Source organism: Paraburkholderia sp. (genome assembly GCF_049581445.1).
Lineage (GTDB): Bacteria > Pseudomonadota > Gammaproteobacteria > Burkholderiales > Burkholderiaceae > Paraburkholderia.
The window spans coordinates 1-23,972 of the sequence record NZ_JBAURZ010000013.1 but is presented as its reverse complement, the minus strand read 5'-3'; the positions used below and the strand labels follow the sequence as shown (position 1 = coordinate 23,972).

Annotated in this window: 20 protein-coding genes; 16 read left to right on the top strand and 4 right to left on the bottom strand. The window is 62.4% G+C overall.

Features of this window, described 5'->3' with window-relative positions; genetic code table 11:
• The 3 genes from WCA85_RS00695 to WCA85_RS00685 all read left to right on the top strand — a co-directional run.
• Positions 1-827, top strand: an 827-nt coding sequence (locus WCA85_RS00695) for a rhodanese-like domain-containing protein (protein ID WP_424061065.1), incomplete at its 5' end; no start/stop codon positions are given.
• A gap of 774 nt (positions 828-1,601) precedes the next feature.
• Positions 1,602-2,159: a hypothetical protein gene (locus WCA85_RS00690; RefSeq protein ID WP_424061064.1), complete on the top strand. Its 558-nt coding sequence runs from the start codon at positions 1,602-1,604 to the stop codon at positions 2,157-2,159.
• A 9-nt stretch (positions 2,160-2,168) separates the two neighbouring features.
• The gene (locus tag WCA85_RS00685) at positions 2,169-3,122 is read left to right on the top strand and encodes a patatin-like phospholipase family protein (protein ID WP_424061063.1); all 954 of its coding nucleotides are present in this window, start codon (positions 2,169-2,171) and stop codon (positions 3,120-3,122) included.
• Positions 3,123-3,156: 34 nt separating this feature from the next.
• Here the strand turns inward: WCA85_RS00685 and WCA85_RS00680 are convergent, their stop codons facing one another.
• Positions 3,157-3,768, bottom strand: a complete 612-nt coding sequence (locus WCA85_RS00680; protein WP_424061062.1) for a class I SAM-dependent methyltransferase — start codon at positions 3,766-3,768, stop codon at positions 3,157-3,159.
• Positions 3,769-4,188: 420 nt separating this feature from the next.
• Between WCA85_RS00680 and WCA85_RS00675 the strand changes: the two genes are divergently transcribed.
• The 11 genes from WCA85_RS00675 (at position 4,189) to WCA85_RS00625 (ending at position 16,183) form a co-directional block, all read left to right on the top strand.
• Complete coding sequence (locus WCA85_RS00675) at positions 4,189-4,878, top strand: ABC transporter permease (RefSeq protein WP_424061061.1); 690 nt, start codon at positions 4,189-4,191, stop codon at positions 4,876-4,878.
• A 10-nt stretch (positions 4,879-4,888) separates the two neighbouring features.
• The gene (locus tag WCA85_RS00670) at positions 4,889-5,602 is read left to right on the top strand and encodes an ABC transporter permease (RefSeq protein ID WP_424061059.1); all 714 of its coding nucleotides are present in this window, start codon (positions 4,889-4,891) and stop codon (positions 5,600-5,602) included.
• A gap of 200 nt (positions 5,603-5,802) precedes the next feature.
• Positions 5,803-6,594, top strand: a complete 792-nt coding sequence (locus WCA85_RS00665) for an ABC transporter ATP-binding protein (protein ID WP_424061058.1) — start codon at positions 5,803-5,805, stop codon at positions 6,592-6,594.
• Positions 6,595-6,627: 33 nt separating this feature from the next.
• Positions 6,628-7,683 (top strand): GlxA family transcriptional regulator, encoded by a 1,056-nt coding sequence (locus WCA85_RS00660; RefSeq protein WP_424061057.1) that lies wholly within the window; start codon positions 6,628-6,630, stop codon positions 7,681-7,683.
• A gap of 121 nt (positions 7,684-7,804) precedes the next feature.
• The gene (locus tag WCA85_RS00655; protein ID WP_424061056.1) at positions 7,805-9,040 is read left to right on the top strand and encodes an aspartate aminotransferase family protein; all 1,236 of its coding nucleotides are present in this window, start codon (positions 7,805-7,807) and stop codon (positions 9,038-9,040) included.
• Positions 9,041-9,118: 78 nt separating this feature from the next.
• Positions 9,119-10,183, top strand: a complete 1,065-nt coding sequence (gene aruF / locus WCA85_RS00650; protein ID WP_424061055.1) for an arginine/ornithine succinyltransferase subunit alpha — start codon at positions 9,119-9,121, stop codon at positions 10,181-10,183.
• Complete coding sequence (astA, locus tag WCA85_RS00645) at positions 10,180-11,226, top strand: arginine N-succinyltransferase (protein ID WP_424061053.1); 1,047 nt, start codon at positions 10,180-10,182, stop codon at positions 11,224-11,226. The genes aruF and astA overlap by 4 nt, the downstream gene beginning before the upstream one ends.
• Positions 11,223-12,686 carry a succinylglutamate-semialdehyde dehydrogenase gene (astD, locus tag WCA85_RS00640; RefSeq protein ID WP_424061051.1) on the top strand — a complete coding sequence of 488 codons (1,464 nt, stop codon included), beginning with the start codon at positions 11,223-11,225 and terminating at the stop codon, positions 12,684-12,686. Before astA ends, astD begins: the two co-directional genes overlap by 4 nt.
• Positions 12,687-12,695: 9 nt before the next feature.
• Positions 12,696-14,036, top strand: a complete 1,341-nt coding sequence (gene astB / locus WCA85_RS00635; RefSeq protein ID WP_424061049.1) for an N-succinylarginine dihydrolase — start codon at positions 12,696-12,698, stop codon at positions 14,034-14,036.
• The gene (astE, locus tag WCA85_RS00630) at positions 14,020-15,093 is read left to right on the top strand and encodes a succinylglutamate desuccinylase (RefSeq protein ID WP_424061047.1); all 1,074 of its coding nucleotides are present in this window, start codon (positions 14,020-14,022) and stop codon (positions 15,091-15,093) included. Before astB ends, astE begins: the two co-directional genes overlap by 17 nt.
• A 295-nt stretch (positions 15,094-15,388) precedes the next feature.
• The gene (locus WCA85_RS00625; protein WP_424061045.1) at positions 15,389-16,183 is read left to right on the top strand and encodes an ABC transporter substrate-binding protein; all 795 of its coding nucleotides are present in this window, start codon (positions 15,389-15,391) and stop codon (positions 16,181-16,183) included.
• A 135-nt stretch (positions 16,184-16,318) separates the two neighbouring features.
• Here the strand turns inward: WCA85_RS00625 and WCA85_RS00620 are convergent, their stop codons facing one another.
• On the bottom strand, positions 16,319-17,056 hold the full coding sequence (locus WCA85_RS00620; RefSeq protein ID WP_424061044.1) for an acetoacetate decarboxylase: 738 nt from the start codon (positions 17,054-17,056) through the stop codon (positions 16,319-16,321).
• 303 nt (positions 17,057-17,359) lie between these two features.
• On the opposite strand from WCA85_RS00620, the gene WCA85_RS00615 reads away from it, so the two are divergent.
• Complete coding sequence (locus WCA85_RS00615; protein WP_424061043.1) at positions 17,360-18,754, top strand: EAL and HDOD domain-containing protein; 1,395 nt, start codon at positions 17,360-17,362, stop codon at positions 18,752-18,754.
• Positions 18,755-18,873: 119 nt separating this feature from the next.
• Here the strand turns inward: WCA85_RS00615 and WCA85_RS00610 are convergent, their stop codons facing one another.
• Together WCA85_RS00610 and WCA85_RS00605 are read right to left on the bottom strand one after the other, a co-directional pair.
• Positions 18,874-20,331: an HDOD domain-containing protein gene (locus tag WCA85_RS00610; RefSeq protein WP_424061042.1), complete on the bottom strand. Its 1,458-nt coding sequence runs from the start codon at positions 20,329-20,331 to the stop codon at positions 18,874-18,876.
• Between the two features lie 94 nt (positions 20,332-20,425).
• Positions 20,426-22,243 (bottom strand): putative bifunctional diguanylate cyclase/phosphodiesterase, encoded by a 1,818-nt coding sequence (locus tag WCA85_RS00605; RefSeq protein ID WP_424061041.1) that lies wholly within the window; start codon positions 22,241-22,243, stop codon positions 20,426-20,428.
• Positions 22,244-22,580: 337 nt separating this feature from the next.
• Here WCA85_RS00605 and WCA85_RS00600 point away from each other — a divergent pair, with 337 nt between their 5' ends.
• Positions 22,581-23,936 carry an EAL and HDOD domain-containing protein gene (locus tag WCA85_RS00600; protein ID WP_424061040.1) on the top strand — a complete coding sequence of 452 codons (1,356 nt, stop codon included), beginning with the start codon at positions 22,581-22,583 and terminating at the stop codon, positions 23,934-23,936.
• Positions 23,937-23,972 lie beyond the last annotated feature (36 nt).

The window sequence follows — 23,972 nt, the reverse complement described above, 5'->3', positions numbered from 1 at the left end:
CGGTTGCGGATCGTGCCGAGGTGGGCCGCACCACGCGGGACGAAGCGCGTCGCTGGGCGGATGAAGCGGTGCGCACCATCTATCGTTTCGATGTACGCACGCCGCAAGAATACGCGGCCAGCCATGTGCCGGGTTTTCGCAGCGCGCCGGGCGGACAGCTCGTGCAGGAGACCGACATTTTTGCGCCCGTGCGTGGCGCACGCGTGATTCTGGCGGACAGCGATGGCGTGCGCGCCAATATGACGGCGTCGTGGCTCGCGCAGATGAACGTTGAGGTTTATGTTATCGACGGCCTGACGGCAGCTGATTTCACGGAGGAGGGCGCCACGCGCGTGGTGCGCAACGCCGTGACACCACCCGACGCCGACGAAATCTCGCCTCAGGATCTGGCGACGCTGCTGGAAACAGCGGGCACCGTCGTGATCGACTTCACGGCGAGCGCCAACTATGTGAAGCAGCATATTCCGGGCGCGTGGTGGGCGCTGCGTGGTCAACTGGCCGACGCCCTCCCGCAGTTGCCGGCGGCGCAACGTTATGTGGTCACGTGCGGCAGCAGTGCGCTGGCGCGTTTTGCGGCGCCCGAACTGGCGGCCTTGAGGGACAAGCCAGTACGGGTGCTCAGCGGCGGTACGAGCGCATGGATCGCCGCGGGGCTGCCGGTAGAAGGCGGGGAGACGCATCTTGCATCGCCGCGCATCGATCGCTACCGGCGTCCTTATGAGGGCACGGACAACGCGCACGAAGCGATGAACGCGTACCTCGAATGGGAGTTTGGACTCGTCGCACAACTGGCGCGAGATGGTACGCATGGGTTCCATGTGATCTGAACGGTGACGCTTCACTGACGACCCACGCAACAAGGGCGCAGGCTTGGGCAAGTTGCGCCCTTGTTGCGTGGATCGGGTGAGTCGCATGGATCACTTGAATTACGCGGGTCTCGTGGACGGCACCTACCGCGACGTCTTGTGCCACGTATTCATACGCCAGAATGATTCGGTGTTGCAGGGCGCCGGACGAGGAGGATTCGCGCGTCTTTGAGGCGCCGCATCGAGCCCTTTTCGGTGACGACTAACACCTGCGCGATGGCGCGTCCGTATGACACACGAGCGGCCAAAATCCGCTCGTCGAGTCGGTGTAAACGCTGTCTCGCCTAACGCCCGTATTGCGTCTAAATTACTCGCACCTGGGCAAAATAGCCGAGGGACCAGACGGCCGTGAGCAGCGGCCAGTTCCGGGCGAAAGCGTCATTATCAGTGGCCAGCAATCGCCAGCATCTGCGGATTGCAACTGATTGATTCGCACGGATTCGGGCCGCTGCGTGTCGTCTTTGTGGGTTTTCTGCAGTTTCCACCGGCCTGTCACGGTCGTTCCGTCAGCGTTACTTTCCCCCCGCCATTTCCACCACGCTTCGCTTAGCGTCTTCGGGCACGCTCGCGGGTTCTCGCTTCTGTTTGCCGTCCGGCCGGAACGAGGGCTATGCCTGCCCGATGCCTGCACGCAACAGGGCGAGCCGTCGTTGCCCCCGCCGCTGCGCCTGCGCCCGTGCTTTTGTTATCCTGTAGTACATCATTCATAGAGATGTCCGCATCCCATACCGAACAATGGCTTCGAGCTTCAGACTGCTTACCGTCGCCGTACTGAGCGCCACGCTTCTGCTGGCGGGGTGCGATGACCAACAGGGCCAACGCGCTGTGCAAAAACTTAAGGAACTCTTCAACGCCGTCAAACCGGACGCATTGTTGTTAAGGGGCCTCACGCCCGGCATCACGACGGAAGAGCAGGTCCGCAACCAGATGGGCAAACCGGAAACCGAACGCACGTTTACCGACGGTTCAAAGCGGCTCGAATATCCGCGTGGTCCGCAGGGGCTGAACACCTACATGGTCGATATCGACCGCGACGGCAAGCTGCAGGCCATCACCCAGGTGCTGACCGCCGCCAACTTCGCGAAGATTCGCCCCGGCATGAGCGAAGACGAGGTGCGCAGGCTGCTCGGCAAGCCGGGACAGGTAGCGGTTTTCCCGCTCAAGCCAGAGACCGTCTGGAGCTGGAAATGGCTTGAAGGCGGTGTGACGCAGGATGCCTTCTTCAACGTGCACTTCGACCAGTTTCACAAGGTATTTACGACATCGCGCTCCGACGTGATTCGCGGACGATAAGGAGAAAACATGCTGCGACGGCGTCCCCATTCACGCATTGGTCTCGTGCTCGGCGGTGGTGCCGCGCGGGGTTGGGCGCACATCGGCGCGATCCGCGCGCTGCAGGACGCCGGCATCAAGCCTGACGTAGTGTGCGGCACTTCAATCGGCGCGCTGGTCGGCGCGGTGTATGCGAACGGTGATCTCGACTGGCTCGAAGAGTGGGTATCGCGCCTGACCTGGCAGACGGTGGTGCGCCTGCTCGATCTGCGTATTTCCGGCGGCTTGCTCGGCGGCCGTAAAGTGATCCAGGTGTTCGCCAATCAGTTCAATGGCTGCGAGATCAGCGCGTTGCAGATGCCCTTTGCGGCGGTGGCCACCGAACTCGACTCTGGCCGTGAGACCTGGATACAGGACGGCAGCGTGGTGGACGCGGTGCGGGCGTCGATTGCGATTCCGGGGATATTCACGCCGGTGTGGCAAAACGGCGTATGGCTCGTTGACGGCGCCTTGAGCAATCCGGTGCCCGTTTCCGTGGCGCGTGGCATGCGCTCGGACTGCGTGATCGCGGTGGACCTGAACAGCGACATTCTCAATGGCCGCGATTTCGGCGGCGTAACCGTTGCCACGCCCGTGCTCGATCCCGAAGCGCCGCCGCCTGGGTCGCTACGCAAAAACGGCAAGCCGTGGCCGAGCTGGCTCGCGCCTGCGGACGAACTCACCACTGGCGACGTGCGCGTCGCGCCCGCGCCGAGCGCACGTGTTCCTTCGATGCTGAGTTCGATTGCGCAGAGCATCGACATCATGCAGGTGCGCATTACGCGCAGCCGGCTGGCAGGGGAGCCCGCGGATATCCTGATTCAGCCGCGCCTGGGCGGAATGGGGATTTTCGATTTCCACCGCGCCGCGCCTGCTATTGCAGAAGGGCGGGCAGCGGTTGAACAGATGTTGCCGGCGATTCGTGCGCGCTTAGGGATGGATTGACGGGCGGTCCGAGTGGCGTGGCGACGCTGCGCGCTCAGATCCCGCCAGCGTTCTTCGAGGCAATCACCCGGCAAATCCGCTTGCCCGAGCTTTCGCTCATCACGTCTTCGAACAGCAGGATCGCGCAGTCCACCAGCGCGTCCACTACCAGCTTCGGATCGAAGGCCGTGTAGAGGCGGCCATCCGGTTGCCGCTTGTCCTCTCCCTCGGTCACCCGCCACGACAGATACAGCACGCCATTAGGCCGAAGGATGCGCCGCAGGTTATCCACGGCTAGAGGAATCGCTTCGGCGGGTAAGTGCATGATCACTGTCTCGCAGACGACGTTATCGAAGGTTTCATCGATCGCTTCGAGCGAGGGCAGGCTTGCCTCGCGAAACGTGATCTGCGGATGCAGCCGCCGCGCTTCAGCGAGCAACCCCTCTGCGGCATCGAAGCCCGTCACGTCATAGTCCTGCGCGGCGAGCCAGGCAGCGTCGCGACCATTGCCGCAGCCAATCTCGGCGGTCTTGCCCTGCGGCACCAGATGCGTCTCGAGCAGCGCATAGAGGTCGTTCGGCGGCGGCTGGTCGAGCCATTCCTGACTGTAACGTGCCGCGTCCTGCGAATAGGCGTCGAGGGTGGCGGAATCGAAGCGTGAAGTCATGCGCTAGGTCCTTCCTAAGATTGATCTCAACACCGCAAACCATCTCAGTGTAGCGGGTTTGCCCTGGTCACGAGTGTCACGCAGGCCTCTAGGACCTTGCGCGCCGTCTATCGGAAAAGCGACCCGAAACTTGCTAAATTGCAGCGGCCCGACGCTTCGCACAGAGCGCTTACAAGCGTATATCGCCCGCCATAACAGGGGCGTCGCGGCGTCATTCAGGCCAATGGGTAGATGTTGCAATGCAGCATCCAAGCACACGCGTGTTTGAGCAAATCATTTTCGCTTGCGAGTATCCGCGCCATACCTGCTGGATGGCCCGCGTCAGGGCGCTGGCCTGCGGGGCTGTAAGCGCCATGCGATGCGAGCCGCCCAGCGCCGCGCCTTGATGCTGGAAAGTCAAAAACCTGGATGGAGACAAACGTGTTCCTTTACGGCTTTGGTCCGGTGCTCCTCGCCGGTACGATCCAGACAATCGAGCTATCGGTTCTCTCGCTCGCCGCCGCGGTCCTGCTCGGGCTGGCGGGCGCGGCCGCGAAGCTCTCGTTCAACCGGCCGCTGCGCATGCTCGGCACGAGCTACACGACGCTGATCCGTTCGGTGCCGGACCTCGTGCTGATGCTGCTGCTGTTCTACAGCATCCAGATCGGTGTCAACGACCTCACCGACGCGCTGAATCTGCCGCAGCTCGATATCAACCCGTTCGTGGCTGGCGTGATCACACTCGGCTTCATTTACGGCGCGTATTTCACCGAGACGTTCCGTGGCGCGTTTCTCGCGGTGCCGCGCGGCCAGCTCGAAGCGGGCGCCGCGTACGGTATGAGCGGTGCGCGCGTGTTCACACGCATTCTGTTTCCGCAGATGATGCGCTTCGCGTTGCCAGGCATTGGCAACAACTGGCAAGTGCTGGTGAAGGCCACCGCACTGGTGTCGATCATTGGTCTGGCCGACATCGTGAAGGCCGCGCAGGATGCCGGCAAAAGCACCTTCAACATGTTTTTCTTCATCCTGATTGCCGCGCTCATCTACCTCGCCATCACTTCAGTGTCGAACCTCGCGCTGATCTGGCTGGAGCGACGTTATTCGATTGGCGTGCGGCACGCGGAGCTTTGAGAGAGACCCCATGATCGAGATCCTTTCGCAATTCGGCCGCGCCTTCCTCTACTGGGACGGTCAGCGCCTCTCCGGCCTCGCGGTGACCTTGTGGCTGCTGGTGGCGTCGATCGGCATTGGCTTTGTGTGCGCGGTGCCGCTCGCGGTAGCGCGGGTGTCGAAGAAACGCTGGCTATCGACGCCAGTGCGCATCTATACCTATGTGTTTCGCGGCACACCGTTGTACGTGCAACTGTTGCTGATCTATACGGGCATGTACAGCCTCGATTTCGTGCGCTCGCATCAACTGCTCGATGCCTTCTTTCGTAGCGGTTTTCACTGCGCTATTCTCGCGTTCGCACTGAACACCTGCGCCTACACCACTGAGATTTTCGCCGGTGCGATCCGTTCCACCTCGCACGGTGAGGTCGAGGCGGCCCGCGCCTACGGTATGAGCGGCTTTACGATGTACCGCCGCATCGTGCTACCGTCCGCTTTGCGCCGGGCGCTGCCGTTGTACAGTAACGAAGTGATCCTGATGCTGCACGCAACCACGGTCGCTTTTACAGCGACGGTGCCGGACATTCTGAAGGTCGCGCGCGACGCTAATTCGGCCACCTACGATTCATTCAACGCCTTCGGGATCGCGGCGCTGATCTATCTTGCGGTATCGTTCGCGCTGGTTGCCGCGTTTCGGCGCGCCGAGCGTCACTGGCTGGCGTATCTGGCATTGCGGCCGCATTGAGCGGACGAGGCGGTTTGGCGCTGTGGTCTGGCGCTGTGGCTTAGTGCCGCCGCTTGATGCCGCTGTTTGGTGGCTCGTTCAGCGCGGCGGTTTGCTAACGTATCGGCTGGGTTGCGTAGCGCTGGCTATCGCGACGCACCATCGGTTCATCCCGTCGTCACAGTTCCACGACGGGTCTGCATTCACCTTGGGAGAGCATCTTGCTCCACACGACTCAAACTGAAGCCTGCAAGCTTGCTGTGCAGGACATCCACAAGCGCTACGGCGATAACGAAGTGCTCAAGGGCGTGTCGATGAACGCCAACAAGGGCGACGTCATCAGCATCATCGGCGCGAGCGGGTCGGGCAAGAGCACGTTCCTGCGCTGCATCAACTTTCTGGAGCGTCCCAACGCTGGACAGATCGTGGTCGACGGCGAAGCGGTGAAGACGAAAGCCGATCGCGCCGGCAACCTTGAAGTGGCGGATCACAAGCAGCTGCAACGCATCCGCACCAAGCTCGCGATGGTGTTCCAGCACTTCAACCTGTGGGCGCACATGAACGTGATGGAGAACATCGTCGAGGCACCGATTCACGTGCTCGGCCTGTCACGCCGCGAAGCTGAAGAGCGCGCACGCGAGTATCTGGAGAAAGTGGGTCTCGCGCCGCGGCTGGAAAAACAGTATCCGTCGCATCTGTCGGGCGGTCAGCAGCAGCGTGTGGCGATTGCGCGCGCACTCGCCATGAACCCCGACGTGATGCTGTTCGATGAGCCGACTTCCGCACTTGATCCGGAACTGGTCGGCGAAGTGCTGAAGGTCATGCAGAAGCTTGCCGAAGAAGGCCGCACGATGATCGTCGTCACGCATGAAATGGGTTTTGCGCGCAACGTGTCGAATCACGTAATGTTCCTGCATCAGGGCCGCACCGAGGAAGAGGGCGTGCCTGCCGAGGTGCTGGGGTCGCCGCGCAGCGAGCGCCTCAAACAGTTCCTCTCCGGCAGCCTCAAGTAACGCCTTGACTCGCGCTCAGCGAACGACCAGTTGATGGCCCGCACGTCGCCCAGTCCCGCACGTACCACGCAGGTGGCGATCGTCGCATTGCCGCCGGTGTCGATGTCGGGCGTGGGTCCGATCGTCGATGCGCTGAATCTCGCCAACGAGATCGATGGCCGAGCCCTGTACCGTTTGCAGGTGTGTTCGTGGGATGGTCGCCCGGTACAGCTATCCGGTGGCGCGCAATGGCCGGCGGATGCCGCGTTTGGCGATGCCATCGCCTGCGACTGGCTGATCATTGTCAGCGAGCGCTTTCAGCAGTTCGCCGATTACCGGCTATTCCTCGCCAGTCTCTCGCGCGTCGGCCAGCGCACGCCGCTGGTCACGGGCATTCATCATGGGGTCTGGTGGCTCGCGATGGCGGGGCAACTGTCCGGCTATCGCGTGAGCGTCAACTGGGAAACCTACCAGCAGTTCTCCGAGCAGTTCGAACGCTCCATCGTGACCCAGCAGATCTTCGAAATCGACCGTGATCGCGCTACCTGTGCGGGTGGTCAGGCGACCGTCGACTTCATGCTGGCGATGATCGCCCGCGACCACGGCCCCGAACTTGCCGACCGTATCGCGGATACGCTTGGCGTGGGTGTGCTGCGTGCCGGCGCAGAGCGGCAGCGCATTCCCTTCGTGACGGCGCCCGGCGAGCGCCATCCGCGCCTGAACGACGCGCTGCTGCTAATGGAAGCGAATATCGAAGATCCGCTGACCAGCGATGAAATCGCCGGGCTTGTCGGCGTCTCGCGACGGCAACTGGAGCGGCTGTTTCGTCAGTATCTCGGCTCGATGCCGTCCAAGTACTACCTGGGACTGCGTTTGTCCAAAGCGCGCACGCAGTTGCAGCGCACCAGCAAATCGGTGGTGCAGATCAGTCTCGCGTGCGGGTTTTCGTCGGCGGCGCACTTTTCGAACGTGTATCGCGAGCGCTTTGGTGTGACCCCGCGCGAGGATCGTCGCAACTGGATCGAAAAACAAACCGGCGCAACCGGCACCGCCGCGAGCGAGCCGCGTCCTGCCGCATTGATCGAACGTCCTGATGAAACCGGGCGCTAACTGCAGCTTCAGGCCCGTTGGGCCACGACCCCGATAGAACGCGTCGCGTATGCGCAAGACGTTTCGCGCGCGGTTTCCTAAACTAACGTCATACCGTCATTACCTGTAACGAGGACTTGCCATGAACGACCTGACTGTGACACGCCAGACTTTCGACGAAGTGATGGTGCCGGTGTTCGCGCCCGCCGCGTTCGTGCCGGACCGCGGTCTCGGGTCGCGTGTCTGGGATACGCAGGGCCGCGACTATATCGACTTCGCCGGGGGTATTGCCGTGACGGCGCTCGGTCATGCGCACCCGGAACTGCTCAAGGTGCTGAGCGAGCAGGGCAGCAAGCTGTGGCATATCGGTAACGGTTATACCAACGAACCGGTTTTGCGCCTCGCCAAACGTCTCGAAGCGCTGACTTTCGCCGACCGGGCGTTTTTCGCCAATTCGGGCGCGGAAGCCAACGAGGCCGCGCTGAAGCTGGCGCGCCGCGTCGCCTTCGACCGTCATGGGATCGAGAAGGACGAAATCATCTCGTTCACGCAGTCGTTTCATGGCCGCACGTTCTTTACTGTCAGCGTGGGCGGCCAGCCGAAGTACTCAGAAGGCTTCGGCCCGGTGCCGCAGGGCATCGTGCATCTGCCTTACAACGATATCGAAGCCGCGCGCAAGGCGATTGGCGCGAGGACCTGCGCGGTGATCGTCGAGCCGATCCAGGGCGAAGGCGGCGTGATCCCGGCAGATCCGGCGTTCCTGAAGGCGCTCCGCGAAGCCTGCGATGCGCACGGCGCACTGCTGATTTTTGACGAGGTACAAACGGGGGTCGGCCGCAGCGGCTATTTCTACGCGTATCAGGACACGGGTGTGACGCCGGACATCCTGACCACCGCGAAGGCGCTCGGCAACGGTTTCCCGATTGGCGCGATGCTGACCACCAAAGAACTTGCTGCGCATTTCAAGGTGGGCGTGCACGGCACGACGTACGGCGGCAATCCGCTTGGCGCCGCGATCGCGGAGAAGGTGGTCGAGCTAATCAGCGATCCTAAGGTGCTCGAAGGCGTACGTTCGCGCAGCGAGACACTGAAGGGGCATCTGGCGAAACTGAACGAGCGTTTCGGCCTGTTCACGGAAGTGCGCGGCAAGGGACTCTTGATTGGCGCTGAACTAACCGGAGCCTTCAAGGGCCGCGCCAAGGATTTCGTCACGGCCGCTGGCAAGCATGGCGTGATCATGCTGATGGCGGGTCCGGATGTGCTGCGTTTTGTGCCGTCGCTGATCATGCCGCTCGACGACATGGAGGAAGGCTTCGCGCGTCTGACGAAGGCGATTGAGGAAATCGTCGGCGCGAGCGCTGCTGTGCCGGCGCGCTGAGCGGCTTGTCGAACGTTTCCCTAAACCGCTCGCTGCTCGCCGCTGAATCAGGCATCCCACTCAACCACTGGAACGACGATGCTCTTCGTACGCCCCGGCCGCCTCGCCGATCTCGATGCGCTCGAACACATGGCGCGCACGGCTCAACCCGTGCTGCACTCGCTGCCGCACGACCGACGTGCGCTTGAGGCGCGCGTCGCACTGTCGGAAGACTCGTTTCGCGCGGAAGTCGACTTTCCGGGCGAGGAGTTTTATCTGTTCGTGCTGGAAGACAGCGAGACCGGCAAGCTGCTCGGCACCGCAAGCATCGTCGCGGCCGCCGGTTATTCCGAGCCCTTCTATGCGTTTCGCAACGACGCGCTGATTCACGCGTCGCGCGAGTTGCACGTGAACCGGAAGATTCACGCACTGACCATGTCGCATGAGTTGACGGGCAAAAGCCGGCTGGCCGGCTTTTATATCGACCCGTCACTACGGGGCAATGCAGCCGCCCATCTGATGTCGCGCTCGCGCATGATGTACATCGCCGCGAACCGCAAGCGCTTCACCTCCGAGGTTTTCTCGCTGCTACTCGGCGTGACCGATGACGACGGCGTGTCGCCGTTCTGGGAAGCGGTGGGCCGGAAATTTTTCGGACGCAATTTCGCTGATATCGAAATCGAATCGGGTGGTCGCAGCCGGACCTTTATCGCCGAGGTGATGCCGAGCTATCCGGTGTATGTGCCGCTGCTGCCGGAATCGGCGCAGCGTGTGCTCGGCGAGCCGGACGAAAAGGCGTTGCTCGCCTATGAGATTCACCTTGAAGAAGGCTTCGAAACGGACCGCTTCGTCGATATCTTCGATGCGGGTCCGGTGCTCACCGCGCAGATCGATCGTAGCGCCTGCGTGGCGCGCAACGAAACGCGTCCGGTGCTCGAAGCAAGCGCAGCCGGGCAGGGTGCGGCCTATCTGATTGCCAGCAATCGCGCGGGCGATTTCCGTTGCGTGCTGGCCGATCTGCCCGCCGAGCGCAAAGCGGGTGCGCCGCTACCGCAAGCGGTCCGCAGCGCGCTTGGCGTGCAACCGGGTGACGCGGTGCGTTGCGTGCTGCTGCATCAGCAGGACGAAGAGGTCACGGACGAACTTTCGGGAGAAGCACAATGATCGTCGTTCGCGTCGTGCAGACGGGCGATGTGGACGCGCTCGTCGCGCTCGCTAAGGAGACCGGCCCCGGTCTCACCACCTTCAAGCCGGACCGTGACGCACTCGCAGCGCGCATTGCGCGTACGCGTCGCACGATGGAAGACCGGGCCGAGCCGCACGAAGCCGGTTATTTCTTCGTGATGGAAGACACCGCGACCGGCGATGTGGCGGGCGTGTGCGGCATCGAAACGGCGGTGGGGCTGGAGCAACCGTTTTACAACTACCGTGTGAGCACGGTTGTGCACGCAAGCCAGGACCTCGGTATCTGGACGCGCATGCGGGCGCTCAACATTTCGCACGATCTCACTGGCTATGCCGAAGTGTGCTCGCTGTTTTTGAGTCCGCGTTACCGTACGAGCGGCGTGGGTGGTTTGCTGTCACGCTCGCGCTTCATGTTCCTCGCGCAGTTCCGCGAGCGTTTTCCGCAGCGTATCTGCGCGGAATTGCGTGGTCACTTCGACGCCGAAGGTACGTCGCCGTTCTGGCGTTCAGTGGGTTCGCACTTCTACCAGATTGATTTCAACGCGGCGGACTATCTCAGCTCGCACGGCCGCAAGGCGTTTCTTGCCGAGCTGATGCCGCGTTATCCGGTCTACGTGGAATTGTTGCCGCAAGAGGCGCAGGACTGCGTCGGTCTTACGCACAACGACACAATTCCGGCGCGCCGCATGCTCGAATCGGAAGGCCTGCGGTACGAAAACCACGTCGATATCTTCGACGCGGGTCCGGTGCTCGAATGCCATATCGCTGACTTGCGCACGGTGCGCGAAAGCGTGCTGGTGCCGGTCGAAATCGTCGCGCTGGGTGCCTCACCCGCGCCGCAGGATGGGCCAAAGTCACTGGTGTCGAACACGTCACTGGGCGATTTTCGCGTCGGCGTGGCCGCCGGTGTGCCGCTAGACGGCGTGTTCCGTTTGACTGCCGACGAAGCCGCGGCACTCGACGTCAAGGCAGGCGACCCGGTACGGGTCCTGCCACTGAAACAGAAACAAGGACGATCATGAGCAAGCTTTTCATCGACGGCGAATGGGCCGCCGGCACAGGACACGTATTCGCCTCGCGCAATCCGGGCACGGGCGCGACGGTATGGGAAGGCCACAGCGCCTCGACTGACGATGTGGACCGCGCCGTGCGCAGCGCACGTCGTGCATTCGTGGCATGGTCGGCGTTGAGCCTCGATGAACGTTGCGGCATCGTGCGTCGTTTCGCTGCGCTGCTGACCGAACGCAAGGAAGCGATGGCCGAAGCGATTGGCCGCGAGACGGGCAAGCCGTTGTGGGAAGCGCGCACGGAAGTCGCGTCGATGGCGGCGAAGGTCGAGATTTCGATTCAGGCGTACAACGAACGCACTGGAGAAAAGCGCACACCGATGGCCGACGGCACTGCCGTACTGCGGCATCGTCCGCATGGTGTGGTCGCCGTGTTTGGGCCGTACAACTTCCCGGGCCATTTGCCGAACGGGCACATCGTGCCGGCGTTGATCGCGGGTAATGCGGTGGTGTTCAAGCCTTCGGAACTCGCTCCGGGCGTCGCGCAGGCGACAGTCGAAGCCTGGCGCGACGCGGGCTTGCCCGCAGGCGTCATGAACCTTGTGCAAGGCGAGAAGGATACGGGCATTGCGCTCGCGAATCATCGGCAGATCGACGGGCTCTTCTTTACCGGCAGTTCCGACACCGGCACGCTGCTGCACAAGCAGTTTGGCGGCCGTCCGGAGATCGTGCTGGCGCTGGAGATGGGCGGCAATAATCCGCTGGTGATCGGTCCGGTGGCGGATATTGATGCCGCCGTGCATCACACGATTCAATCCGCGTTTCTGTCGGCGGGGCAGCGCTGCACCTGCGCACGACGCATCTTCGTGCCGAACGATGCGGCGGGCGACCGCTTTGTCGAACGCCTCACGGACGTCACTTCGCGCATCACGCTCGGCGAATACAACGCCGAGCCGCAGCCGTTCATGGGCGCGGTGATCTCGGCGCGCGCGGCGCAGCGGCTTGTGCAGGCGCAGGCGGAGTTGCTCGAAGGCGGTGCCAAATCACTGCTGACGATGGAGCAGCGCGACCTGCAACTGGGCTTCGTCACGCCTGCTATTCTCGATGTGACCGGCGTGCAGGATCTGCCGGACGAAGAGCACTTTGGACCGCTGGCGCAGATCGTTCGCTACGCGACGTTCAACGAGGCGATCGAACGCGCCAACGATACGCAATATGGCTTGTCGGCCGGTCTGCTCGCCGACGATGAAGCGCTGTGGACGCATTTCCAGCGCACGATTCGCGCAGGCATCGTCAACTGGAACCGCCCGACCAATGGCGCATCGTCCGGCGCGCCGTTCGGTGGCCCGGGACGCTCAGGCAACAACCGTCCGAGCGCGTATTACGCCGCCGACTACTGCGCCTATCCGATGGCCTCCGTCGAAAGCGCGCAACTGCAAATGCCCGCGAGCGTCTCGCCGGGCCTTCACTTCTGAGGATCGACGATGCAAGCCACTGAAGCCAATTTCGACGGGCTCGTCGGTCCGACACACAACTACGCCGGCCTGTCGTTCGGCAACGTTGCGTCGCAGAACAACGAGAAGTCCGTCGCCAATCCGAAGGCCGCTGCGAAGCAGGGTCTGCGCAAAATGAAGCAACTGGCGGACCTCGGCTTTCACCAGGGCGTGCTGCCCCCACAGGAACGGCCTTCGATACGTCTATTGCGCGAACTCGGCTTTTCCGGCGACGACGCAACCGTGATCGCACGCGTGGCGAAAGAGGCGCCGGAGCTGCTCGCCGCCGCGAGTTCGGCGTCGGCCATGTGGACCGCGAACGCTGCAACGGTGAGCCCATCTGCCGACACGCACGATGGCCGTGTGCATTTCACGCCGGCCAACCTGTGCAGCAAGCTGCACCGCGCGATCGAACATGAATCGACGCGCCGCACGTTGCGCGCGATGTTCTCGGACCCGGACCGTTTCGCCGTGCATGAAGCGCTGCCGGGCACGCCCGCGCTTGGCGACGAAGGCGCGGCGAATCACACGCGCTTCTGCGCGGAATATGGCACACGTGGCGTCGAATTCTTCGTGTATGGCCGCAGCGAGTATCGCCGTGGACCGGAGCCAAAGCGCTACCCAGCCCGTCAGACTTTCGAGGCAAGCCGTGCGGTCGCGCATCGCCATGGCCTTGGAGAAGCGGCCACGGTGTTCGCCCAGCAAAGCCCGGACGTGATCGACGCTGGTGTGTTCCATAACGACGTGATCGCGGTCGGCAATCGCAACACGCTGTTCTGCCACGAACTGGCGTTTGTCGAACAAAAATCGGTGTATGACGAACTGCGCACCAAGCTCGGCAAGCTGAACGCGACGTTCGATGTGATCGAAGTGCCGGACGCCAAGGTGGGCGTTGCGGATGCGGTGACCTCGTACCTGTTCAACAGCCAGTTGCTGACGCGCCCTGACGGCAAGCAGGTGCTGGTGGTGCCGCAGGAATGCCGTGAAAACGCGCGCGTTGCTGCATATCTGGACGAACTGGCTTCGCATAGCGGGCCGATCGACGATGTGCTGGTGTTCGATCTGCGCGAAAGCATGAAGAACGGTGGCGGTCCGGCATGCCTGCGTCTGCGTGTTGTGCTGAGCGATGCGGAACGGGCAGCGGTGACGCCCGGCGTCTGGATCAACGACACCCTGTTCGGCCGCCTCGATGCGTGGATCGAAAAGCACTATCGCGATCGGCTCGCACCGGCTGATCTGACCGATCCAAGCCTGTTGATCGAATCGCGCACGGCGCTCGACGAACTGACGCAAATTCTCGGCCTGGGTTCGCTGTATGACTTCCAGCGCTGAGCAGGGCATGAACGCGCTACTTGGCGATTTTCTGGCCTACACGCTTGCGGGCACACGTCCGGTAGCGAGCGATGCGCATGGGATATGCGCCAAGGGCGTACGCTGGACGTGGCTTGACGACGGCGCGCTGCAACTCGAACCGGGCGGCGCACGCGACGCTCAAAGTGTACCGGGCGTACCCGGCATGCCCAGCGTGCTGGCCTCTGCCGGTGTGCACGGCGACGAAACCGCGCCGATTGAATTGCTGTCGCTGCTGGTGCGTGATATCGCCGAAGGGCGTGCAGCGCTGACGTGCCGGTTGCTGGTGATCCTCGGCAACGTGGAGGCGATGCGTGCCGCGTGCCGTTACGTCGACGATGATCTGAACCGCCTTTTCAGCGGCCGCCACGCGCAGGTACCAAGCAGTCACGAGGCGCCGCGCGCCGCCACCCTGGAACGCCTGGCGACGCAATTCTTCTCGGAGGCAGGGCAAGGACGCAGCGCGCGCTGGCATATCGACATGCACACGGCCATTCGCGCTTCGGCATTCGAGCAATTTGCTTTGCTGCCGCATACAGAGGCGCCCCTCTCACGTGCGATGTTCGAATGGCTGGGCGAGGCGCGTATCGCTGCGGTGCTGTTGCATACCACCAAGGGCAACACCTATTCGCATTTCACGGCGGAAATGTGTGGCGCCGACGCCTGCACACTGGAACTCGGCAAGGTGCGCCCGTTCGGTCAGAACGATCTCGCGCGCTTTGCCGGTGCGGATGAAGGCTTGCGTCATCTGCTGGCAGGAACCCACGATGCCGCGCCGGTAGCGTTGCCGCGCGTGTTCACCGTGATCGGCCAGATCACCAGGCAGAGCGATGCGTTCGAATTACTGGTCGCGGCCGACGTGCCGAATTTCACGCCGTTCGAACAAGGCACCTTGCTTGCTCGCGATGGCGACTACCGCTATACGGTTAGTCATGCTGAAGAACGCATCGTGTTTCCCAATCCCGCTGTGAAACCAGGCTTGCGTGCCGGTTTGCTGGTGGTGGAGACGACCCGCGAGACGCTTGCTGCGCTGGCTTGAGTGGCGACGCGTAGCTTATGCGTTTCGCGTCATTGCGTACCTCAAACGCTTGCCGATTCGCGACACGAAGTTGCGCATTTGCAGGGCGTTCCGCGAGCGGTTCGCAGGCGCTGAATGGCATGCGTCCCACGGTATCGGACTTGACACCCGGTACAATGCCGCCCTCGCGGCTGTTGCGGCGCACCACGCTGACCGCGCCTCAACGACCGCGCGAGTTCAAAGCGATATTCTTGCGCAGCATTTATCCAGCGCAGCTTTAACTCCGTTTTAATCTCGATCAGCAAGGACCATCGGAATGAAATTGAATTGGCGAAACATGGCCGGGCTCGCGCTTTTCGCGTCCGCAACGGTAGCAGCGGGTGGTGCGTCGGCTGCGGATATCAAGGAAATCCGCTTTGGTGTCGAAGCGTCGTACGCGCCGTTCGAATCGAAGACGCCGGCGGGCGAGTTGCAAGGTTTCGACATCGATATCGGCAACGCCGTGTGCGCGAAGCTGAAGGCGAAGTGCGTATGGGTCGAGAATTCGTTTGATGGTCTGATCCCGGCGCTGGAGGCACGCAAGTTCAGTGCGATCAATTCGGACATGACGATCACCGAACAGCGTCGCGAAGCGATCGACTTCACCGATCCGATCTATACGATCCCTAATCAGATGATCGCGAAGAAGGGTAGCGGATTGCTGCCGACTGCCGCGTCACTGAAGGGCAAGCACGTCGGCGTGTTGCAGGGCACGATTCAGGAGACCTATGCAAAGGCGGTGTGGGCGCCGGCTGGCGTGGATGTCGTGCCTTACCAGACGCAGGACCAGATCTACGCAGACCTTTCTTCGGGACGTCTTGACGCAGCGTTCCAGGATGCCGAAGCCGCATCCAAGGGCTTCCTGAATCGTCCGCAAGGTGCAGGATTCGAATTCGCCGGCCCAGCGCTCAGCGACACGAAGCTGCTCGGCGGCGGCGTTGGTTTTGGTATCCGCAAGAATGACAAGGCGCTTAAGGATGCGATCAACGAGGCGCTTAAGGAGTTGAAGGCCGACGGCACGATTGACCGTTTCGCGGCAAAGTATTTCGACGTCAAAGTGGTGCTGAAGTAAGCGAGTGGCGTGCAGCGCGCACGCCGCTGCATCAAAGCCAGCAAGTATGTGACAACGGCCGCGTCTGCGGCCGTCGTTGTTTCTGGCTACGACGTGGCACGCACTAACCGTTATGCGATGAGCGCAGTGGCCGAATCACCTCAGATAGTCGAATGCGACTTCGCCCAATCCGAGCGTCAGATCTGCCACCAGATGACGGGCTTCAACAATCTCCAGCACGGGCAGTTCGGCAACGGGCGCAAGCGCATGCGGGGCGAGTTGCAGCGAAGCGGGGCCGGTCCACGCGCCTTTCAGGTCGATATCCTGCAGGTAGTAACGCACCAGTTCGCAGATACGCGGCGAGCCATCCACGTGCGGGATCACCTTCAGCAGGAAGTTAGGCGCTTCGAGGCGCTTCTTCTGCTGCGCCAGATCGAGCTGGAGATGCTTGTAGCCCATCGTGCCGGTGGCGATGCGCACGGGGCCGTAGTCGAGCGTGCCGACCATCGTGTCCGTATGCACTTCCAGTACCGGTTTGGCGAGCTTCTTCGGAAAGCCCCACAACTCGCGGCCACCGGCGATAGGCGGATGGTCATCGAGATACATCGCGAGTGTGTAGCTGCCGGCGACGCCTTGAAACGACACCGGAATCACCTGACCGCTTTCCGTATAGTCGCCAAAACCGGTCGAATCCGGCATGCGGATGAATTCGTAGTGGACGATCGGCTCGCCGATTTCCAACGGCTCGGGCACGACCGCGCGCAGCTTGTCCGGGTCGGTGCGGTACGTGATGATCAGAAATTCGCGGTTGATGAACCGGTATGGGCCGATCGGAAACGCCGGGCTGGTAATCGGCATGGCGAAGGCCTTGGAGAGCACGCTTTTGACGTCCATGGTTTTCCTTGATGGTTAAAGGCGGATTGGAACGCTTCTGCACTGCACAACGCAGAGTATCGTTCATTCGCGTGACGGCGGCAGGGATGCCAGCCTGGCCGAAGCGGCGCCGCGGAATATTTTCTGAAAATGGCGGCCGCGCCGCGCCGGTTCGCAACTGCGTGAGCTAGAATCAGAAAGAGTCGCAAAGCGGTGTCACACGGCGCTTTCAGCCTGTGCCTGGCGCAGATATCGGGTTCGATCACGCCGCATGAATAACCAGAAAACAGCAGGAAGCGCGAGGGCGCTTATCGGGGGAGTGGAATGACCAGCATCGAAGTCGGCGATCAAAACCAGGCCGACGCAACGCCGGGCGCAGCAGGGTGCGCACAATTCAACGCCTGTTTTGCCCGTCAGCCGATCCTCGATCGGGACGGCATGCTATGCGGGTTCGAACTCAAGGCGCATCGCGTCGAAGCGGCGCCAGCGGGAGAAGGTGAAACCGCGGCGCCCGACAACACCGCTGAAGACGAACCGTCAGCACTGGCGCAGGCATCATCAGACACCAAACCAGTCACGTTTGCGCAGTCATTGGTTGACGCGCTCACGCAGCCCGCCGTGCGCGGTGCGCTCGCCGGACATCCCGGCTACCTGGACGTAACTCGCGAGTTACTGTTCGATGAAGCGCTCGAAAAGGTGCCGGCTGACCAGTTCATGTTCGAGCTCCCGCTCGACATCGAAGTGGACGACGCATTGGTCGCACGCGTTGTCGCGCTGCATGCGCGCCGCTACCGTTTCGTGCTGGACGGTGTGGTGGTGCCCAACGATACTTTTGCCCGTCTGTTGCCTTACGTCGAAGGCGTGAAGATCGACTTGCCGTCGATTTCACGCGCGTTGTTACCGAAGCTATCGAGCGTGTTGAAAGCGGCGGGTAAATTGTTGATCGCCCAGGGCGTCGACACCCAGGAGCACTTCGAAACCGCGCACAACCTCGGCTTCGACAAATTCCAGGGCTATTCTTTTGCACGGCCGCATACGCCGAGCCTGCGGCGGGTGAGCGCACCACGCCATGCGTTGCTGAACCTGTTGCAATTGCTGGCGGGAGACCCGACTGTCGCTCAGCTCGAAGCCGAACTCAAACTGAATCCGGTGCTGGTGATGCACCTGATGAAGCTGGCCAATTCAAGCGGGCTGGCAACAGGGCACAAGGTATCGACGCTGCGCGAAGCAATCAACGCTACCGGCACCAATCGTATTGCCCGCTGGACACAGCTGCTGCTGTATGCCGATGGACGCAAGGTCGCGCTCGAAGACGATCCGCTGCTGCAACTGGCGGCATCGCGCGCACGCTTCATGGAACTGGCCGTGTTGCGCCTGCCGGAAGCGGGGCGCGACGAAGCCGACGCAGCTTTTCTGACCGGGGTATTTTCGTTTGTGGACGCAGTATTTGGCGGCCCACTCGACCACACGCTCAACGTACTCACGTTGTCCAAGCCGATCCAGGCAGCCATTCTGCATCGCGAAGGCGCGCTCGGATTGCTGCTGTCGGCGGTGGATGCGCTGGAACGCGGCGCGTGGCAGGAGATTGAAGCGGTGTGCGAGCGGCTTGCGCCGCTCTCGGTGAGCGATGTGGCCGAACTGGGGTTGGCAGCGGCAGCGTGGGCAGGTGTTGCAGATCGTAGCGCCGAGGCGAGGGGCTTGGAGCGAATCGAGGATTGAGTTTCTGTCTGAACCGGCTGGGTCGTACTGCGTCTCCAGCCGGTTCGGATCACTTCTACAGCCTGGCATGCTAACTAGTACTCGTTAGTACTGTTTAGGGCGCCGGGCTGCTTACTCTTTCACATCAGTTCCAGTTCTCGCATCGGCGCTTCGGAAAAAAAACGCCCTAACTCCCGCGCCAGTTCATTCAATACCGCCATCTCGCCCTGCGAAATCCGCCGCGGTTCGTCGGCCTGGGTCCAGTCACCATAGAGCAGCGCGACGGTGGAGTGAGCGTCATCCACCACAGGCAGCAGCACGAACGAGCGGGTATCGGCAAAGCTGCGCCGGAACCATTCCGGCAAGCGCGCGAGCATCTTTGGATCTCGCGCGTTTTCTATGAAGATGCCCACTGAGTTCGCGATAGCCAGATGAAACACGTCGGGCTCAAACGCCGTATTGAACGACAGGGTGGGTAAGGTGTTGTCAATCTTCGGCCCAAACCCCAAACGCGCCTTGAAGACGCCGGTGCTGTGGCGGACAAACATCACCGTCCGCGCGAAGCCGAGTCCGGCGTGCACGGTCTCGGCGGCAAGCGCGAGCGCCGCACCAAGCGCGCTATCGGCCTCCAGCGCGCGCAAATCCTGGACGCCTGCGCCAATCCGCGCTTCCGGGTCGAGCGCTTCACGTGCGATGGCATCGGCGTCGGCGCGTAGTTCGATGATTTCGCGCATCACGCCTTCGCCGTCTTCTTCCCGCGCGAGCGCGATGCTCATCTCCACCAGCACATCCGGGTCCGTGTTCAACGCCCGGCCGTACCGTTGCGCGAGCTCGGCAATGCGTGCCTCGCGCTGCCAGTCGGGCATATTCGGCGTGGTCAGGACGCTCGCGACATCCGTCGAATAGTTGGTGATGGCCCGCAGCCATTGCACCTGACGCGGCTCGTCGGTGTCTTGCGGATCGAATTCACCCATGCCGTGACGGATCATGTCCGGCAGACGCCAGCGGATGGCGGCTTCGTTGCCGATCTCGTCGAAGGTCACGCCAAGCACGTCGGTGCAGGCTTCGGTTTCGTCGATATCCGTTTCGATCTGACGGCGGATCTGATCCCACTCGGCGTCGAGATAAAACACCACCAGCAGCTTGCCGATCTGCCGCATCAGCGTGCAGACCACCGCTTCTTCGCCAGCGCGCAGATCGCCGCGCTCGGTGAGCTTGCGGGCCACGCACCCTGACAGCATGGTGCGGTTCAGTTCGAGCTTTGCGTCGATACGGCGCGGTACGCTGTGATGAAAGTGATCGACGATCTTGAGTCCGACCACGAGATGGCCGACCGCATCCATGCCGAGCACCATCAGCGCGCGCGACACAGTGGTGATATTGCCGCCGAACGCCATATACATGGCCGAGTTGGCGAGACGCAGCACCTTCTGGGTGAGCGCAAAATCCGACAGCACGACTTGCACGAGTGCGGTGAAATCGAGGTCGTCATTAGTCATTGCAGCCATGGTCGTGCGCAGCGACTGCGACAGCATAGGGAAATCGCCGCGCTCGCTCATTCGCGACCAGAGCCGGTCGAGCACCGCTGCCTTTACCATGTGGTTCCCGCTAAAGCCATACATGTTCCAGTGAATGACAGACCGGCCAGGAGCCGGTGTTCGATGCGCGCTTTCCTGCTGTGCCGGGCGATCATCAGGCCGGCACGTGCAGGTGCAGCGTACGCGCTTCGAAGCGCTGCGCCAGTTCATCGGACGGCAACGCCTTGCAGACGAGCCAGCCCTGAATATGATCACATCCCATCTCGGTCAGCAGGGTGCGTTGATCTTCGGTTTCAACGCCCTCAGCGACCAATTCCAGGTCGAGCGTTTGCGCGAGGCCCACGACCGCGCTAACGATTGCCTGATCGTTACGCGAGGTTAGCAGATTCTCGACGAAACTCCGGTCGATCTTCAGCTTCGCAAGCGGAAAGCGTTGCAGGTACGCAAGACTTGAGTAGCCGGTGCCGAAATCATCCACCGCGAAGCGGATGCCGATCGCGGTCAGCTCTTCGAGCAGCCCCTTTGCATGCGCCGGGTCGTGCATCAGCAGACTTTCGGTGATCTCGAACACGAGCCGCCGCGGATCGATACCGGTCAGCTCGATGGCCTCGCGCACACTGTCCTTGAAGCGCGGGTCGCGGAACTGCTGCGGCGACACGTTGACCGCTACGTATTGCAACTCGATGCCCTTTGCGTCCCATTGGATCAACTGCATGCAGGCAACCTTGAGCACCCAGTTGCCGAGATAGTTGATGAGCCCGACCGATTCGGCGAGCGGAATGAACATCGATGGCGGCACCAGGCCGTGCACCGGATGCAGCCAGCGAATCAGCGCTTCGACACCGACCACACCATGGGTGTGGCTGCTGGTGATGGGCTGGAAGTGTAACGAGAACTCGCCGTTGCGCACAGCGTCATAGAGGTCGGCTTCTAGCTTCAGGCGTTCGGCGTCGGCGGGGTCGTCGTCCGGGACATAGAAAGCGAGCGTGTTGCCGCCGGTCGCCTTGGCTTGCAGCAGCGCGTGATCGGCCCAGCGCAGCAGGTGGTTGTCGCGCGTGCCGGTGTCGTTGGCATGCTGGACATCAGGGTAGAGCGCAATGCCGATGCTCGCCGACAGATGCACTTGCTGCCCGTTGAACACATACGGCTGCTGGATGGCGGTGAGCATGCGCCGCGCCAGTGCTTCGGCGGCGATGGCCGCATCGGTGCGGGTCGCCGCGGGCGGGATCAGAATCGCGAATTCGTCGCTCGCCACGCGGGCGATCCGTTCACCCTGAGTGGCGATGTTCTGCAGACGCCGTGCGGTGTCGCGCAGCATCTCGTCGCCGGCGTCGTAGCCGAGCGCACGGTTGACCCGCTGGTAATCGTCGATGTCGAGCAGCAGCAGGGCGGCCGGCGTGCCATGCACATCGGCCTGCTCCTGGGCATCAAGCAGGGCCGGGATCAGCGCGGACTGGTTGGCGAGACCGGTCAAGCGGTCATGGTGAAGTGCGTGGGTCAGACGCTCTTCGGTGGCGCACCAGGCCGACACGTCGAAGCCCGCAATCGCAAAGCCTTCCACGCCGTCATGGCTGTTGCGCACCACCCGCAGCTCGACGGTGATCGGATAGGTCAGCGACTTGATCAGGCCAAGCGTGGCCTTTTCGACCGCGCCCGTGGCCGAGGCGCGGGCCAGCAGGGTGTCGAGGCGCGCGACGTCCGCAGGCGCAACGATGTCGTGCAGGGTGATGGTCTGCAGGTATTCACGGTGGTAGCCGATAAAGCGCAGGCTGGCGTCCGATACATACAGAAAGTGCAGATCGCGATCCACATGGGCGAGCAGATCCACTGCGCCAGCGGCATGCTCGAGCTGCGTACCTTTGCTATGGCTCGCCGGGGGGGCGCCTTGCGCGCGCCGGCCTAACGCACGAAGCCGGTCAATGACGGTGCGCAAGGGGCCCCGGTGGGGTGCAGTGATCCTGTTCGCTTCCATGTTTCTCGCTGGCAACCCGTTTTTCGTCTGCTGGCGGCCCGCCTCGCGTCACCTGTACAGCAAGGTGGGTAAGAAATATGAGGCCGCCTATCAGAACGAGATAACGACCCCAGCGGCGAAATCTTTAGTGTTTGCGGTAAAAAACTACCGGTAATGAAGTCTGGTTGGCCCTGATCAGCTGGAACTGACGGATTCGGTTAAAGTGGCGCGGTCTGGTGTCCGTTATTGGATGGAGTGATGCCTGACATCCGCCACGCACGCGGGAAAGGCGCTACTCACAAGGGTCACGCGCTTTCCTCCGCCACGCAGCCCTTCCGAAATCATGCACCGATGATCCATGTCTGAACCGCTCTCCGTCAGTGCCAATGCTGGTCAAGTCGCCGGTCAAGTCTCCGGGCACGCGGAGGCGCCAGCGGTGCCTGTCCAGCGTGCCCAGACGTCCGCCGAGGCGCCCTTTGTCTACCTTGGGCGGCAGCCTATTCTGGATCGCAGTGGCGCGCTGAATGCCTACGAGCTGCTGTTTCGCGCTGGCGCGCACAACTATGCCGAAGTGAGCGACGACGCCAAGGCCACGGCCCAGGTGGTGGCACGCACGATCGGCGGGATTGGGGTCTCGGCGGTGCTCGGCCACCATCGCGGCTTTGTGAACATTGGCCGGGACCTGCTGTTCGACGACATCGTGCATCTGATGCCAGCCGACCGCTTCGTGCTGGAAATCCTCGAAACGGTGGCCTTTGACGCCCGTCTGGTGCGGCGTCTCGCCGAGTTGCGCCGCGCCGGCTTCCAGGTAGCGCTGGACGACGTGAGCGAACTGTCGGAGGGCTTGCTCTCCGTGTTGCCGTATACCGACATGGTCAAGATCGACTTTCTGGTGACGCCTCGGGCGTCCTTGCCGGCGCTGGCCGCGGCGGTGCATGCCGCGGGCAAGACGCTGATTGCCGAGAAGGTTGAGACCCGGGAAGACTTTGCGCTCGCGAGCGAGTTGGGCTTTGACCTGTTCCAGGGGTATTTCTTCGCTCGACCGCAGGTGCTGACTGCGCCGCGCAACAATTCGTCGCGTGCGGCGCTGCTGCGACTGCTTGCGCTGCTCGCGCGGGATGCGGAGATCATCGAACTCGAGGCGGAGTTAAAGCGCAACCCGAACGTGGTGGTGCAACTGCTGCGTCTGGTCAATTCGAGCGCATTCGGTCTCGGGCGCAATATTGCGTCGCTGCGCGAGGCGATCATTGCGACCGGCACGCGGCAGATTGCGCGCTGGGCGCAATTGCTCCTGTACGCCGACGGCGGTGATCTGCCGTGGCGCTCCGATCCTCTGGTGCAACTGGCGGGCACGCGCTCGCGCTTCATGGAACTGGCCGCGCGCTGGTTGCGTCCATCGGATGAAGAGTTCGCGGACGCGGCTTTCATGACCGGGATTTTTTCACTGGTGCACGTAGTGCTTGGCACCACTCCCGCCGAAACCCTCGACAAGCTGGGTCTTGCTCCGCAGATTCGCGATGCGATCGTCGAACATAGTGGCGAGATGGGGACCTTGCTGCAGATCGTGGAAGCCGCCGACGAACGCACAGGCGGGCGCCCCGATGCGGCGTCGATCGCTGCTGCTGCGGGCTTTGAGGCGTTGACGCCGGCGGTGCTGGCAGAGATGAACCTGTCCGCCGCCGCCTGGTTCGGAGCGCACGCCGGGTTGGAGTAGGGGCTTGGGTGGTGGTTGCCTTGGGCTAGTTGCCGG